The 13789-nt window shown below is 59.4% G+C and carries 11 protein-coding genes; 7 read left to right on the top strand and 4 right to left on the bottom strand.

What is annotated here, in order from left to right:
* Positions 1-287 precede the first annotated feature (287 nt).
* Complete coding sequence (locus I2F59_RS00710) at positions 288-1004, top strand: YoaK family protein (RefSeq protein ID WP_055310199.1); 717 nt, start codon at positions 288-290, stop codon at positions 1002-1004.
* Between the two features lie 527 nt (positions 1005-1531).
* Here the strand turns inward: I2F59_RS00710 and I2F59_RS00705 are convergent.
* The gene (locus I2F59_RS00705) at positions 1532-2068 is read right to left on the bottom strand and encodes an LURP-one-related/scramblase family protein (protein WP_195502789.1); all 537 of its coding nucleotides are present in this window, start codon (positions 2066-2068) and stop codon (positions 1532-1534) included.
* A gap of 414 nt (positions 2069-2482) precedes the next feature.
* Here I2F59_RS00705 and fucO point away from each other — a divergent pair, with 414 nt between their 5' ends.
* The 3 genes from fucO to I2F59_RS00690 all read left to right on the top strand — a co-directional run bounded on the left by fucO (position 2483) and on the right by I2F59_RS00690 (position 6447).
* A complete protein-coding gene (fucO, locus tag I2F59_RS00700; RefSeq protein ID WP_195502787.1) occupies positions 2483-3649 on the top strand; it encodes a lactaldehyde reductase in 1167 nt (388 codons plus the stop codon).
* 266 nt (positions 3650-3915) lie between these two features.
* Positions 3916-4935, top strand: a complete 1020-nt coding sequence (locus I2F59_RS00695) for a M42 family metallopeptidase (RefSeq protein ID WP_195502798.1) — start codon at positions 3916-3918, stop codon at positions 4933-4935.
* Positions 4936-5073: 138 nt separating this feature from the next.
* The gene (locus I2F59_RS00690; RefSeq protein WP_195502785.1) at positions 5074-6447 is read left to right on the top strand and encodes a HipA domain-containing protein; all 1374 of its coding nucleotides are present in this window, start codon (positions 5074-5076) and stop codon (positions 6445-6447) included.
* A gap of 8 nt (positions 6448-6455) precedes the next feature.
* On the opposite strand, the gene mnmA is transcribed toward I2F59_RS00690, so the two are convergent.
* Together mnmA and cysK are read right to left on the bottom strand one after the other, a co-directional pair.
* Positions 6456-7679, bottom strand: a complete 1224-nt coding sequence (gene mnmA, locus I2F59_RS00685; protein WP_267473342.1) for a tRNA 2-thiouridine(34) synthase MnmA — start codon at positions 7677-7679, stop codon at positions 6456-6458.
* A gap of 57 nt (positions 7680-7736) precedes the next feature.
* On the bottom strand, positions 7737-8675 hold the full coding sequence (gene cysK, locus I2F59_RS00680; RefSeq protein WP_195502781.1) for a cysteine synthase A: 939 nt from the start codon (positions 8673-8675) through the stop codon (positions 7737-7739).
* A 252-nt stretch (positions 8676-8927) separates the two neighbouring features.
* On the opposite strand from cysK, the gene I2F59_RS00675 reads away from it, so the two are divergent.
* Entirely contained in the window at positions 8928-9356 is a 429-nt protein-coding gene (locus tag I2F59_RS00675) for an RrF2 family transcriptional regulator (RefSeq protein WP_055250949.1), read from the top strand.
* A 136-nt stretch (positions 9357-9492) separates the two neighbouring features.
* Here I2F59_RS00675 and I2F59_RS00670 read toward each other — a convergent pair whose 3' ends face one another.
* Positions 9493-9858 carry a phage holin family protein gene (locus tag I2F59_RS00670; RefSeq protein WP_118256363.1) on the bottom strand — a complete coding sequence of 122 codons (366 nt, stop codon included), beginning with the start codon at positions 9856-9858 and terminating at the stop codon, positions 9493-9495.
* A gap of 323 nt (positions 9859-10181) precedes the next feature.
* Between I2F59_RS00670 and I2F59_RS00665 the strand changes: the two genes are divergently transcribed.
* Positions 10182-10481, top strand: coding sequence for a YerC/YecD family TrpR-related protein (locus I2F59_RS00665; protein WP_022094855.1), 300 nt, complete (start codon positions 10182-10184; stop codon positions 10479-10481).
* A 207-nt stretch (positions 10482-10688) separates the two neighbouring features.
* Complete coding sequence (locus I2F59_RS00660; protein WP_195502779.1) at positions 10689-13787, top strand: PD-(D/E)XK nuclease family protein; 3099 nt, start codon at positions 10689-10691, stop codon at positions 13785-13787.
* Positions 13788-13789: the final 2 nt, after the last annotated feature.

Raw genomic sequence — 13789 nt, 5'->3', positions numbered from 1 at the left:
ACCACCGGTACGGCTCAATCGTATAGCCGTGCAACGGAAAAGAGCCGCCCTTTCGGACAACTCAAACTGTAATGGGGCTAAAAAGACTGGTGGAGTACACGAGCTGGCGGATCGGCGTGTCGATGCGGGTGTCGGCGCCGCGCCCGCTGTTTGTTTCCAGACTGTGTATCTGCGCGTTGGAGAACCCGTCTCGCGCGCACGCCATGTTGTCAATGGGTTACAGTATGAACGGCGGCTATGTTTCCGCCAACGCACGAGAGAGTCGTCAACAAGGAGGATGCACGACGATGCAGCGTGCCAAACAGATATCGGAGTCTATTGAGCTGGGCATCATCTTGGCGCTCGCCGGTGGCTTTATGGACGTGTATTCGTACATTGGGCGCGACCATGTTTTTGCCAACGCGCAGACAGGCAACATCCTGCTCGTGGGCGTGAGCATTTCGGAGGGCAACTGGGCCCTTGCGGGGCGCTACTTCTTTCCTGTGGTGTCGTTTGCCGTGGGTATTATGCTTGCCGATTTGGTGCACGAGCGGTTTGGCAGCGTGATCCACTGGCGTCAGGTGACGGTGTTCTTTGAAGCCGTCATCTTGCTGGGCGTGAGCTTTATCCCGGGCGGCAATTTCAACCTGCTCGCCAACTGCCTCACCTCGTTTGCCTGCGGCATGCAGGTCGAGAGCTTCCGCAAGATCCACGGTCACGGCATCGCTACGACCATGTGCATCGGCAACTTGCGCAACGCGCTGCAAAACGTGGACGATTACATCATCACCCACAGGCGCGGCTTTTTGGAAAACGGCCTGCTGTACTTTGGCGTGATCTTTACCTTTGTGTTTGGCGCCGTGTTGGGCAACTGGTGTATTGAGCGCATGGGCCTGCACGCCATCGTCGTGGCGAGCTTGCTGCTGTTTGTCGCGTTTGCCATCATGTTCATCGACCGCGAGCGCGACTTGCGCTTACGCTGGAAGGTTGCGGCCGAGGCTTGGAAAGAGGGCTGCCGAAAGTAACCGAATGCGGCAAAGGGGCTGTCCCTTTGCCAGATAGATCGATAATGGGGAGGGGACGGCCATCTCGGCCGCCCCCTTTTTTGAGTCTTAAGCCTAAGGTGCATGTTTGTAATGACAAGATTTGACGTCAGCAAAGCGTGCTGCTTAAGGCTATAGAATAAAAATGTCATCTTTCTAGCTATAATTATTAGTTGAGGGGATGGACATATGCCAGAGCTTTTTATTCAAAAATAAGACGACAGTAATCAAGTTGATAATCAAGGCGGGGAACTGCCCTCTTTATTGCTTTGTAGAGCCTTTCTGAGCAGCTATTCTATTATTAGTCTAGATGAGTTTTGCAACAATTTAGATAGTGTTTCGATATCCTTTTTGAAAGTAGCGTTTACGCAGGAGATGAAAAAACATACCGCCATTACTGCGGATCATGGACATGGTTTTGAACAATTTGCAGACTATGTAATACAGTTCCAGGAGCCAGAAAAAAACTATCTAGCTCCTGAATGTTGCTACGAACTGCTTTTTGCGATTTATTCGAGATGCTCTTCAATCCGAGCCCTAAGAAGGGCAATGGCTGTAGGTATTCCAATTGCGGCGGCTAATTCGGCTTTATCCAAAACCTGTATGCTAAAGCACGATTGTTTATCACATTGAAGGACGATAACTGAAGATAGTTTCACTTCCCGTTGGCTGAATATATCGTAATCTCCAAATAGGAAGTTACCTTTTATTGAGTAATTCGGTATGTTCGTTACGCACTTCATCTCAAGTCTGTTTAGGCCATAATCAAACACCGCAACTTCCTTGTGTTCGATGATGAGCGCAACCCTGGGCATGTTGCTAAAACCACCGTCGACGACAGTGAAGAGTTTTTCATTTGCATCGTCATAAACGGTATATTTAAGACTCAATAGCTGTCCTAGTGGACCCGTGAACCCATGTTTTTTGATGGTGAGGTTGTCTCCCGCTGGGTTGATGAGGGCCAGAGTATGCGGATAAGGGTTACCTTCAATTGAGATTCGATATTCGTTTGTAGCCGTCTTGCTCGATTTAGGACCAGTAGCCACCACGTGTCATCGCCTCGATCGAATTGGAACCGCCTTCTGCTTCGTGCGGAGAATTACGCTGTACGTTGCAGTACATGCAGCTGCAATAACCGCATGGGCAATTTCTAACAAAATGAATGACGCTATCTGCTTCATGCATGTTATTTACTATAAAGTATCCTTTTATAAACGTATTGTCAAACATATATTGCTAAAACAGAAACAATTTATAGACTGAGTTGGTCGTATTCTTTGGGCGATGCTCCTATAATCTAGCCTCCGCTGCTGTCGGGAGGGAAGGACTAGGGCTCCGTTATTCTGTTGAAACGCTTTAACACTTTTGACGTTCTCACGCGTTTTTTGTTTCAAAAGCGTTAGGATGGGAGCCATAGCGTGGGGCGTAATGGGTGCCCCGCACACGATGGGAGGCTATCAATGGCTAATCGTTTCGTTCTCAACACCATCTCTTATCATGGTTCTGGCGCCATCAAGGAGATCCCCGGCGAGCTTCAGCGTCGCGGCTACAAGAAGATCTTCGTCTGCTCCGACCCCGATCTGGTCAAGTTTGGCGTTACCGCTAAGGTGACCGACGAGCTCGACGCTGCCGGCATCGCTTGGAGCCTCTACTCCGAGATTAAGCCCAACCCCACGATCCAGAACGTCAAGGACGGCGTCGAGGCCTTCAAGGCCGCCGAAGCTGACGCTATCGTGACCATCGGTGGCGGCTCCTCCATGGACACCGCTAAGGCCATTGGCATCATTATCAACAACCCCGAGTTCGCCGATGTCCGTAGCCTCGAGGGCGTTGCTCCGACTAAGAACCACGCCGTGTTCACCATCGCTGTGCCGACGACCGCCGGTACCGCCGCTGAGGTGACCATCAACTACGTGATCACCGACCCCGAGAAGGTCCGCAAGTTCGTGTGCGTTGACACCAACGACGCCCCCGAGGTCGCTGTCGTCGACCCCGATATGATGGCCTCCATGCCCGCTGGTCTGACCGCTTCCACCGGCATGGACGCTCTGACCCACGCCATCGAGGGCTACACCACCAAGGGCGCTTGGGAGCTCTCCGACATGTTCCACTTTGAGGCTATCAAGCTGATCAGCGAGAACCTGCGCGACTCCGTCGCCGAGGCCAAGTCCGGCAAGCCCGGCTCCGGCCGCGAGGGCATGGCTCTTGGCCAGTATGTCGCCGGCATGGGCTTCTCCAACGTTGGCCTGGGCATCGACCATGCCATGGCTCACACCCTGTCCGCTCACTACGACACCCCGCACGGCGTCGCTTGCGCCATGCTGCTGCCGATCGCCATGGAGTTCAACAAGCCGGTTTGCGCCGAGCGCCTGGCCAAGGTCGCCGTCGCCATGGGCGTTGACACCACGGGCATGAGCACCGACGAGGCTGCCGACGCTGCTATCGCCGCCGTCAAGCAGCTTTCCGCCGACGTGAACATCCCGCACGTCTGCGAGGCCATGAAGGCCGACGAGATCGAGGTCCTGGCCAAGGACGCCATGGCCGACGCTTGCTTCCCGGGCAACCCGCGCGAGGCGACGCTCGACGACGTCATCGAGCTCTTCAAGAAGATCTGCCCGGCTGCCTAACTTGGTTCGGCGGGCCCCTGCCCGTTAGCCCCACAATCGTCCTCGGACATGTCGGAAGCCCCCGCTGCGCACTTCGTGCGGCGGGGGCTTCCTCCGTCCTGCGGAAAGATTGTGGGGCTAACGGGCAGGGGCCCGCCGGCTCGTTATCGTGGCGGGCGCAGTTCTGGGGAGCTCGATGGGTCATCTCGCTAGGTAAAAAGATGGTTCGCGGTGGTATTGTTGCTGTGGGTTTAACTCGATATGAAAGGGTGACTTTGGTGTCCAAGATGGATTCTACGCTCTCCTATATTACTGACCAGTTGAAGGCGCTGACTTCTATTGCTTCGCCTACCGGCTATACCCGTGCGGCGACTGATTATCTGATGGAAACGTTGCGCGATATGGGCTTTGGCCCCGAGCGTTCCAATAAGGGCAACGTGCTGGTCGAGCTTGGCGGCGAGGGTGAGCCGCTTGTGTTGGCGAGCCATGTCGACACCCTGGGCGCCATGGTGCGTTCCATTAAGGACAATGGTCGCCTGCGCCCCACGACCCTCGGCGGGCACCAGTGGTCTACGGCCGATGGCGAGAACTGCACCGTTTATACGCGCGACGGCAATGTCTACACGGGTGTGGTCCTCAATACCGAGCCTTCGGCGCACGTGGCCGACGAGCCGGTCAAGACCATCGAGAAGAACATGGAAATCCTGCTCGACGAGAATGTCGACAGCAAGGACGATGTGCTTGAGCTGGGTATTCAGACCGGCGACATCATCGCTATGGATCCGCGTACCACGGTGACGGAGAGCGGCTACATTAAGAGCCGCTTCCTGGATGACAAGCTGTCGGCGTCGATTCTGCTGGGTCTGGCCCGCGCCGTTGCTGACGGCGAGGTGTCGCTTTCGCGCAAGGTGTCGCTGCTCTTCACCGTGTACGAGGAGGTCGGCCACGGCGGCGCTTTCGTGCCGGCCGACACGCGCGAGATGATCAGCGTGGACATGGGCTGCGTGGGCGACGACCTGGGCTGCACCGAGCGCATGGTGTCGATTTGCGCCAAGGATTCGGGTGGCCCCTACAATTACGATTTGGTGACCGAGCTGTCCAATATCGCGCGCGAGCTTGAGCTTGATTATGCCATCGACGTGTACCCGCATTACGGCTCGGACGTCGAGGCCACGCTCTCGGCCGGCTACGACATTCGCCATGGCCTGATCGGCCCCGGCGTGTACGCGAGCCACAACTACGAGCGCAGCCACATGGACGGCGTGCGCAACACCTACGAGCTCGTCCGCGCCTACGTCCAGCGCTAGGGGAGCAGCTTGCGACTCGGCTGACCAATCACTAAGGCCCGATTTCTCGGGCCTTTTTTCTCTTTAGGACGTTTAGTATTATGATGTATGTAATCTATTAACTAAACGCGTAAATTACTTAACGAGGTGATGCGGCGTATGGATACGTCTGAGTACTTGTCTATGGGTGACGCCGCCCACCTGTTGGGCGTTACGAAAGCCCGCATATCTCAACTTTCCGCATCGGGAACGCTCGCGTGCGATATTGTGGGCGGACGGAAGATGGTTGAGTATGATTCTGCGGTCGCTTATCAAAAGGTCCGCAAACGTGGACGCCGTCCTGCGGCCGATGTGGGGCGCAAGTTTACGCTGATGTCCGCCGACCATGAGGTTGCGCGTGTTTCGTTTGATCCGACGCGCGAGTTTCCCTTCGAAATCGCCGAGGTCCTCGATGCGCAACGAATGCCGTTTGGCACATGCTCGAGCTCTTCTCTTACGGTGAATAAACGGGAGCTCAACGTGTGGTGGAGCCATCGGTCGGTGCCTGACGTCCGCCCCGGGCTCGTCTCGCGCTATCGTGAACTGGGAATTGCCAGTGGCATCGAGGTTCCGGTTCGGTGCCTGGGCCTATCACTTTCGGATTGTTATTGGCTGCGACCGGCAGAATGCGACGGGCTCGAATGGCGAAACCTCAATTACTTCGAGAATGATTTTGAGCGATCGGCGCCCGAAGAGCGTTCGGGTTGGCTGGAAGGCATCGGTCTTAAAAATCCGGATAACACGTCCGAGGGCGAGCTCCCTAAATCGTGGATGATCCGAAACGGCATTCGCGTTTTGGCTAAAGGGTGCGGGATGGACGATCAGCGTCCCTTTAACGAGGCGGTTGCAACGGCTCTGCATCGTCGCTTGCTGTCGGAGGGCGAGTTTGTTTCTTATACGGTTGAGCGGATGTTCGATGGCCCTGTGTGTCTGTGCGACGACTTTCTAGACGGCCGCGAGGAATATGTTCCGGCTGTTTACGTTAAGAACGCCCTTGGCGGCCAGCGAGGAAGCTCGACGTACGACCGGTACTGCCGCTACCTCGGCAAGCATGGTGTCGATGAGGCCGCTGTGAGAAGGTCTATGTCGCAGATGATTGTCTGCGATGCCCTTTTGGCCAACAGCGACCGCCATTGGCGAAACTTCGGCATCATCCGCAATGTCGATACCCTGGAGATAAGGCCTGCTCCGCTGTTCGATAGCGGCAATTGCCTGTGGTACAACGTACCAACTGCCGTGCTCGCAGCTGGGGAGTTTGGGTTTTCCGCTAAGCCGTTTGGGCCCGACCCTTCCGTCCAGCTGGCGCTTGCGGACTCGCTCGATTGGTTCGATCCATCGCGGCTCAACGGATTTGTTGATGAGGCGATCGAGATTCTTTCGCAGAGCGAATGGGCGACGGCGGAGGGTCGACTCGAGGCCATTTGCCGCGGCCTCGAGCGTCGCGTAATCGAGGTTAGTGCCGCTGTTGAGGTGCTTCGACACGTGCAGCGATAAACCTGTGGCTACTTAAGTGCGCCGGTCACCGTGCCGCCGCCCAGGACGACGTCGCCGCGATAGACGACGACGGCTTGGCCGGGGGCGATGGCTCGTTGCGGCTCGTCAAAAGTTAGCAGCATTTGCCCGTCTTCGTCACGCGTAAGGGTCGCTGCCTGGTCTTTCTGACGGTAGCGGTACTTGGCACCTACGCGAATGCCGCCGGCATCCAGCTCGGCCTCCATGCGTGCGTCCGGCGCGCTCCAGATCCAGTCATTGGCCGTGAGCGCTGTGGCCGTCAGGTCCTCGGCCTCGCCCAGAAGCACAATGTTGCTGGCGGCGTCGACGCCCGTTACGTACACGGGATGCGCCATCGCGACGCCCAAGCCTTTGCGCTGACCGATGGTATAGCGCAGCGCGCCGTTATGGCGTCCGACCACGCTGCCGTCGCGCCACACAATGTCGCCTGGCTCGGCGGCATGTCCGCAGCGGCGCTCGATATAGCCCGCGTAGTCGCCGTCCGCGATAAAGCAGATATCCTCGCTCTCGGTCTTCTTGGCGTTTATGAAGCCCTGCTCGGCGGCAATGCGGCGCACGTCGCGTTCTTTGTCTAGGCCTGCCAGCGGAAAGATCGTGCGTGCCAGGCGCTCTTGTGTGAGCGAATACAAAAAGTAGCTTTGGTCCTTTTTAGGGTCCTCGCCGCGGTGCAGCTGCCAGGTGCCGTCGGACGACTGGCTCGTTTTGGCGTAGTGGCCTGTGGCGATGTAGTCGCAGCCCATATCCAGCGCCGCATCGAGCAGCGCACCAAACTTAATATGGCGGTTGCAGATGATGCACGGGTTGGGCGTCAGCCCCTCCTGGTAGGCGGTCACGAAGCGCTCGATAACATTGCGGTCGAAGGTCTGCTGCAGGTCGAGCACATGGTGGGGTATCCCCAGGCGCTCGGCGACGGCCTTTGCATCGGCGATGTCGCGGTCGACCTTGCTCATGCCCGTGATGGGATCGGGCACGGGGCAGGTGAGGCGCATGGTGGCGCCGACGCATTCGTAGCCCTGGCTTTTGAGCAGATAGGCAGTCACGCTGGAATCGACGCCGCCGCTCATGGCGACGAGCACGCGCTTGTTGTGCATGGGGAGGTTCTCCTTGGTGGCATGTGGCCAAAAAAGAAAAGCGGCGCGGGAGGCTGGTTCCGCGCCGCAGACATTGTAGCAAGTTCGGACGTCTCGTGGGACACCCTGATGGGATGGGCTCAGACTGCCGGGAGAGAGGAGGCCGGCTCGTCCCTGAGCTCAACCTATGGGCGACGGGCCCTAGTCCTGGAAGAGTGCCGTGGACAGGTAGCGCTCACCGGTATCGGCGAGCAGCGCCACGATGGTCTTGCCCTCGTTCTCGGGGCGCTTGGCCAGCTGCAGTGCGGCCCACACGGCGGCGCCGGACGAAATGCCCACGAGCACGCCCTCCTTGTGGCCCACGGCGCGGCCGGTGGCAAAGGCGTCCTCGTTCTCGACGGGGATGATCTCGTCATAGACCCGGGTGTCGAGGACGTCGGGCACAAAGCCGGCGCCGATGCCCTGGATCTTGTGCGGGCCGGCCTGGCCCTTGGAGAGCACCGGGGAGGTGGCGGGCTCAACGGCGACGACCTTAATCTCGGGGTTCTGCTCCTTGAGGAACTCGCCCACGCCGGTCACGGTGCCGCCGGTGCCAACGCCGGCGACGAAGATGTCGACCTTGCCGTCGGTGTCATCCCAGATCTCGGGGCCGGTCGTGGCCTTGTGAATGGCAGGGTTGGCGGGGTTCACAAACTGGCCGGCGATGATGCTGTTGGGCGTCTCCTTCTGCAGCTCCTCGGCCTTGGCGATAGCGCCCTTCATGCCCTTGGAACCGTCGGTGAGTACGAGCTGTGCGCCATATGCCTGCATAAGCTTGCGGCGCTCGACGGACATGGTCTCGGGCATGGTGATGATCACCTTGTAGCCGCGGGCGGCCGCCACCGAGGCGATGCCGACGCCGGTGTTGCCGCTCGTGGGCTCGATGATGGTGTAGTCGCCGCCGCGCACAAGCTTGCCGGCCTTCTCGGCCTCGTCGATCATGTTCTTGGCGACGCGGTCTTTGACGGACCCGGCGGGGTTGAAGTATTCCAGCTTGACGAGCACGCGGGCCTTGAGGTCCTCATCGGCCTCAAAGTGAGTGAGCTCCAGAAGCGGAGTGTGACCGATAAGCTGATCGATGGACGTGTAAACATTGCTCATGGTGAACCTCCAAAGTGTTCAAATGACTGGATACCGTGTGGTTTTACGGTGTGTGTAACAGCGAAACCCATAAACCTTATAGGTTGTTCGTTTGCTGTTGGCAAGCATAGTAGGCACTAAAGCCTAGTAACGCAATAGGAAATAGAAGATTATTACGAGTCGATTAACCAGCTTGACGGGAATAGGTATTTTCAAAACCAATTTTTCGGCTAGAATTTCTACGAATTAAAAGACCGAAAGGCAGCAATATATATGTTGGTTTCCACAAAGGGCAGATATGCCCTGCGCGTTATGGTTGACCTGGCCGAGCACCAGGCGGCAGGCCGCATTCCCCTCAAAGAGATCGCTGCGCGTCAGGGGATTTCGGAGAAATATCTGGAGAATATTTTGGCCACGCTCGTGCGCGCCAATATGCTCTCGGGCATGCGCGGCAAGGGCGGTGGTTACGTGCTCACGCGCCCGCCCGAGCAGTACACGGTGGGTGAGATCTTGCGCCTGACCGAGGGCAGCCTGGCGCCGGTCGCATGCCTGGACGGCGACTGCAAGGGCTGTTCGCGTTCGGATGAGTGTCCCACGCTCGACGTGTGGAAGAACCTGGACAAGCTCATCAACGACTACCTCGACGGCGTGACGCTCGATGCGCTCGTCGCCCCCAACGAGGGCTACGACTACGTCATCTAGTCCCACCTGCCATTTGGGGACGGGGTAGAAATGGTAGATTTTCTTGCCCTCTGAGGCTTGACAAATGACAAGGCCGCCCATCGTTGCGATGGACGGCCTTCTTTTGGCGTGTTGCGGCGGTCCGTATCCGGTCGCTTTAGTTCCTGGCGATGCTGTCGAGAATGCTGCGCATGATGGATACCAGGATGCTGCCCATAAAGGCTGATCCAAAGCCGGCAATGGAGATACCCGCGCCCAGCAGATTGACCGACAGGTAGCTGGCCAGCTCGAGCATAAAGCTGTTGACTACGAGCTGAAAAATACCAAGCGTGATAATAGTGAGCGGCAGCGAGATGACCGTCAGGAACGGCTTGACGAGCGAGTCGACGATGTTGAGGAACAGTCCCACGAAGGCAAAGCAGACCCAGGCGTCGGCCATGCCGAAGGGCTGAATGCCGGGGACGAGAAACGTTGCTATCGCGATGGCGATTGAGGTCAAAAGCCAGTTGAGCAAAAAGCGCATGGTGGGAATCCTTTCTTGCGCATGGCGTGGTGAGGGGGCGTGAGGGGCACATACCTTTGCAACTCGGATAGATGCGCGGGCTCGGCCCTGTTCGGCCGCCCATTGTCTCAGATATTCGTGGAGCTTGCGTGCGCATTCGGTTTCAAAACGGCGTTCGTCCTAAAAAACGTGCCGCTGGCAGAGAGTCTTGTCGCTTTAGTTTGGTGGTGTGCTAAACTGCTACGGGCAAAAGCCACAGGCGTTGCCCTATTGCATATTACGGGTGAACGATGCCCGATGTCAGTATCAACTTCGATGCCTTTTGGCGGGTTTGGCGGTGATCGATGAATATCGAGAACATGTTTGACAAGCCTGATGTCAAGCAGCTGGTCCACGCATTTAGCCTTTTGGACGACGAGAAGGATATCCAAGCGTTTTTGACCGATATCTGCACGCCGCGCGAGATTTGCGATCTATCGCAGCGTCTGCAGGTCGCGCGTTACCTGGACGAGGGCGAGCCCTATGTCGAGGTTCAGGCACGTACCGGCGCTTCGTCCACCACGGTGAGCCGTGTGTCCAAGGCGCTCAACGGCGAGTACGGTGGCTACCGCAAGATCCTCATCAAGCTGGAGGATGGCGAGTAGGCCGCGCCAAAACGGATTGTGTAAAACCGCTCCTTCGGGGGCGGTTTTTTGATCCCTTGGGGACGGAGGAAAACGGATCATCGAGGGGATCTGGTGCAAAGTAGCCTGACCCCGATGCGCCAAAACATGTTGGTGTGGTGCCATGTTGTCCGTGCGGGCGGGTAGGATAGATGCGTTGAATATTGCGAACAGTTTGAGTGGAGGACCATGCCTGTTCGAATCTATACCACCAATGCCGGCACGGATTTGAGCGATGCCGAGGCGGCGCTGCTGGCCGACCTGGTTGCCCGCCACGGGCGCGCTGTTCTGTTGGCGCCCTCGTTTGCCGAGCTCGACTTGTGCCGTCATGATGCGGCAGAAGCCGGGGTTTCACTGGGTGTCGATTACAAGACGCCCACATCGTGGCTCCGCTCGCTGTGGGAGCTTATGGGCGATGGCCGCAGCTTTGTGGATAACCTTCAGCGCCAGATGCTGTTCTCGGACATGATCGACCGCCGCGACGACGCTGCTCTGCAGCCGCTCTCGCGCAGCCAAGGCACGGTACGCATGCTTGCGCGTATGGCCCGCGACGTGTTGCCGGGCGTGGCGGGGACGGGCGACGAACGCTGCCGCGATGCCGCCGCTCAGCCCGAGCCCAAAAGCGACGCCGAGGCCCGCGTGTTCGAGCTGTTGAGCGCCTATGCGAGCGGCTTGGACCGTCGAGGCATGGTCGAGCCCTGCGAAGCCGCCGATATGATGGCGGAAGCCCTGGCGAACAACCTGCCGGGGTGCGCCCGCGCCGTCTACGTGCGTGGTGTCACGTCGTTTACGCATGGTCTGCTCGAGCTGTTGTCGGCCGTGGCGAACCGCGGGGGAGAGGTTGTCGTGCTGCTCGCTTGCGAGCAGGCGGCGATGCGCGAGGAACTTGCTGCCGCCTTTGATGCCCGCGGTGTGCTGTTTGAGGCCGCCCCGTTGGGGGAGGACGCCGGCGCGTCCGAGACCGCTTCTGCGCCTGCTGCTCAGCCTATTTTTATAGAGGTGGCCGGTCCCCATGCCCGCGCCCGCGCTTATGTGGATGCTCTTGAGAACCTGGTCGCGGCATGCGAGGAGTCCATGTCGCGCGACGGCGCCGCGACGAACTACGACCCCGCGCGCGTGCTCGTAGTTTCCGCCCGGGCGCCCCAGCTGTTCGTCGAACTCGCTGCCCGTTTGGCGGCGCGTCACATTGCGGCCGAGACGACTGAGTTCACGGCGTTTTCCCAGTCCATCGCGGGCAGGCAGTTCACGGCACTCGCCAATCTGATCGAGCGCATGAAGGCTGCCGACGAGGGCACCGCCTCCAAGACCGAGTGGTGGCCCGCGCCGGAGCTTACCGACTGGATTTATAGCCCGCTTTCGGGTGCCGACGCCGCGAGCGCCCGCGGCTTCGACAAGAACATGCGCCTGTCGCGCAACAAGACCACTGCGGGCGTCAAGAGCCTGCTGCAGAGCGTGCAGGGCCAGGTGAGGGGCGCCCGCAAGGCCGCCAGCGAAGATAACTGGTTTAAGAACGTGCCATGCGTGGTCTCGGACGTGTTTCAGGCGCTGTGGCGCGACAAACCTGTGACGGCGCTCAAGGCCATGCTCGCCGTTGCCGAGGCGCTGCCCGATCGCGCTCTAGGCGGCCTTGACGGCCAGGCCCGTCGCCAGGCAGAGACGGCTTTGCTGCGCCATGCCATCGACATCCTTATGAACGATGCTCGCGCGCTCGACGTGTCGCAGGCCGCGACCGTGCCGGTTCTCGACGGCGTTCGAACCAAGGTGGACAAGCGCAGTACCGCTTACGATTACGAGACCTACGAGGTCGATCGCACACCACGGGCACAGGTGCGCTTCGTGCCGCTTGCCGATGCGTCGGTCCTGCGCCCTGGCAGCTACGATGCCGTGCTGTTTGCCGATGTCGACCTGGACAGCTATCCGCTTTCGCACGAAGAGGGCCCGCTTGCCACGTTGACGGCCGAGCTGCGCCGCGACGGTGTGTCTTTGGAGCCCGCCGCCCTGCTGCGCGTGCGCTTTGGCCGTGCAATGCAGGCGGCGAACGGTCCGGTCGCGCTCGCCCGCGTGACACACGATCGCCAGGCACGCGAATGCTACCCGGCAGCCGTATGGACCGAGCTGCGGGCACATGCCGAGGCCGCTGGCGCTGTCAAACCCACGCGCGTGGGCGAGGGCGATATCATCGCCGACTTTGATCCTGCGGCAGGCGAAGGTCTTAGGCGCGAGCGCGTGACCTGCGAAGCTCCTCAGCATCTGAGCGATGAAGCCATTCCGTATCTGGTCCTGCGCCGTCGCGATGGCGAGGGCGAGGATGCGCCGCTGGTGCCGCGCCTGACGTCCGCTTCGCAGATCGAGGCCTATTCGACCTGCCCGCTATGCTGGTTCGTCTCGTACCGCGTGAAGCCCCAGTCGATCGACGCCGGCTTTGGCAATATGGAGAAGGGCAACTTTGTCCACGACGTGCTGGAACACCTGCACGCCCGTCTGCCCCAGGAGGGCATGGAGCGCGTGACGCCCGAGAACCTGCCACGTGCTCAGGAGCTGCTGCGCGAGGTCTTTGACGAGACTTTGGCCGAGCATGCCTCCAAGCGTGGCAACGAGGGCCCGCTCGTGCCGCTCTCTCCGGTAGAGGAGCGCCAGGTGGCCGAGATTCTGCCGCAGCTGGAGGGTGTGCTTGCCTATGAAGCCGAGGCGCTGGCTCCTTTTGCTCCGCGCTACCTGGAGTTTGCCTTTAACGATCTTAACGTTGAGTATGCCGGCTGGCCACTCGGCGGGCGCATCGACCGCGTGGATGTGGACGCCGAGAACCGCGCTGTGGTGATTGACTACAAGCATCGTTCGGGTGTCGAGGAGTTTAAGCTCGCCGACCCCACGGTGCGCGACGAGGAGTCGGGCGAGGCCCCCATCGATGATCCGCGCTGGCTGCCGCCCCATACCCAGACACTCATCTACGCGCAGGCCATGCGTCGGGCACTGGGCCTAGATACCCGCGCAGCGCTCTATTTTTCGACCAAGGGCGGCAAGCCCGCACTGCGAGGTGCGTCGAGCGCCGAGTTGCTCGAGGAAGAGCGCGGCGACGGTCGCATCCCGGGCCTTAAAAAGGGCTTTCCCGGCGAGGGCGGCAACATGGACTTCGATGCGCTGCTCGACCGCGTGGAGGCCGGCATCGCCGAGCGCTTGCGCGAACTCGAGGCGGGCAACGTCGCCGCTGTCGACCCGACGTCGGCACAGGCCGCGCATGCGCGCTGCTCGTATAACCACGAAGGAACGTTTGTAAGGAGGGACGTGTAGAC

The sequence above is a fragment of the Collinsella aerofaciens genome, from assembly GCF_015556945.1.
In the GTDB taxonomy this organism is placed as follows: domain Bacteria; phylum Actinomycetota; class Coriobacteriia; order Coriobacteriales; family Coriobacteriaceae; genus Collinsella; species Collinsella aerofaciens_AO.
Note: the sequence above shows the minus strand (reverse complement) of the source record. Positions and strands in the feature narration are given on the sequence as shown.

Coding starts and splice junctions, on each gene's coding strand:
- I2F59_RS00710 (WP_055310199.1), top strand. CDS start 288: ATGCAGCGTGCCAAACAGATATCGGAGTCTATTGAGCTGGGCATCATC.
- fucO (WP_195502787.1), top strand. CDS start 2,483: ATGGCTAATCGTTTCGTTCTCAACACCATCTCTTATCATGGTTCTGGC.
- I2F59_RS00695 (WP_195502798.1), top strand. CDS start 3,916: ATGGATTCTACGCTCTCCTATATTACTGACCAGTTGAAGGCGCTGACT.
- I2F59_RS00690 (WP_195502785.1), top strand. CDS start 5,074: ATGGATACGTCTGAGTACTTGTCTATGGGTGACGCCGCCCACCTGTTG.
- cysK (WP_195502781.1), bottom strand. CDS start 8,675: ATGAGCAATGTTTACACGTCCATCGATCAGCTTATCGGTCACACTCCG.
- I2F59_RS00675 (WP_055250949.1), top strand. CDS start 8,928: ATGTTGGTTTCCACAAAGGGCAGATATGCCCTGCGCGTTATGGTTGAC.
- I2F59_RS00670 (WP_118256363.1), bottom strand. CDS start 9,858: ATGCGCTTTTTGCTCAACTGGCTTTTGACCTCAATCGCCATCGCGATA.
- I2F59_RS00665 (WP_022094855.1), top strand. CDS start 10,182: ATGAATATCGAGAACATGTTTGACAAGCCTGATGTCAAGCAGCTGGTC.
- I2F59_RS00660 (WP_195502779.1), top strand. CDS start 10,689: ATGCCTGTTCGAATCTATACCACCAATGCCGGCACGGATTTGAGCGAT.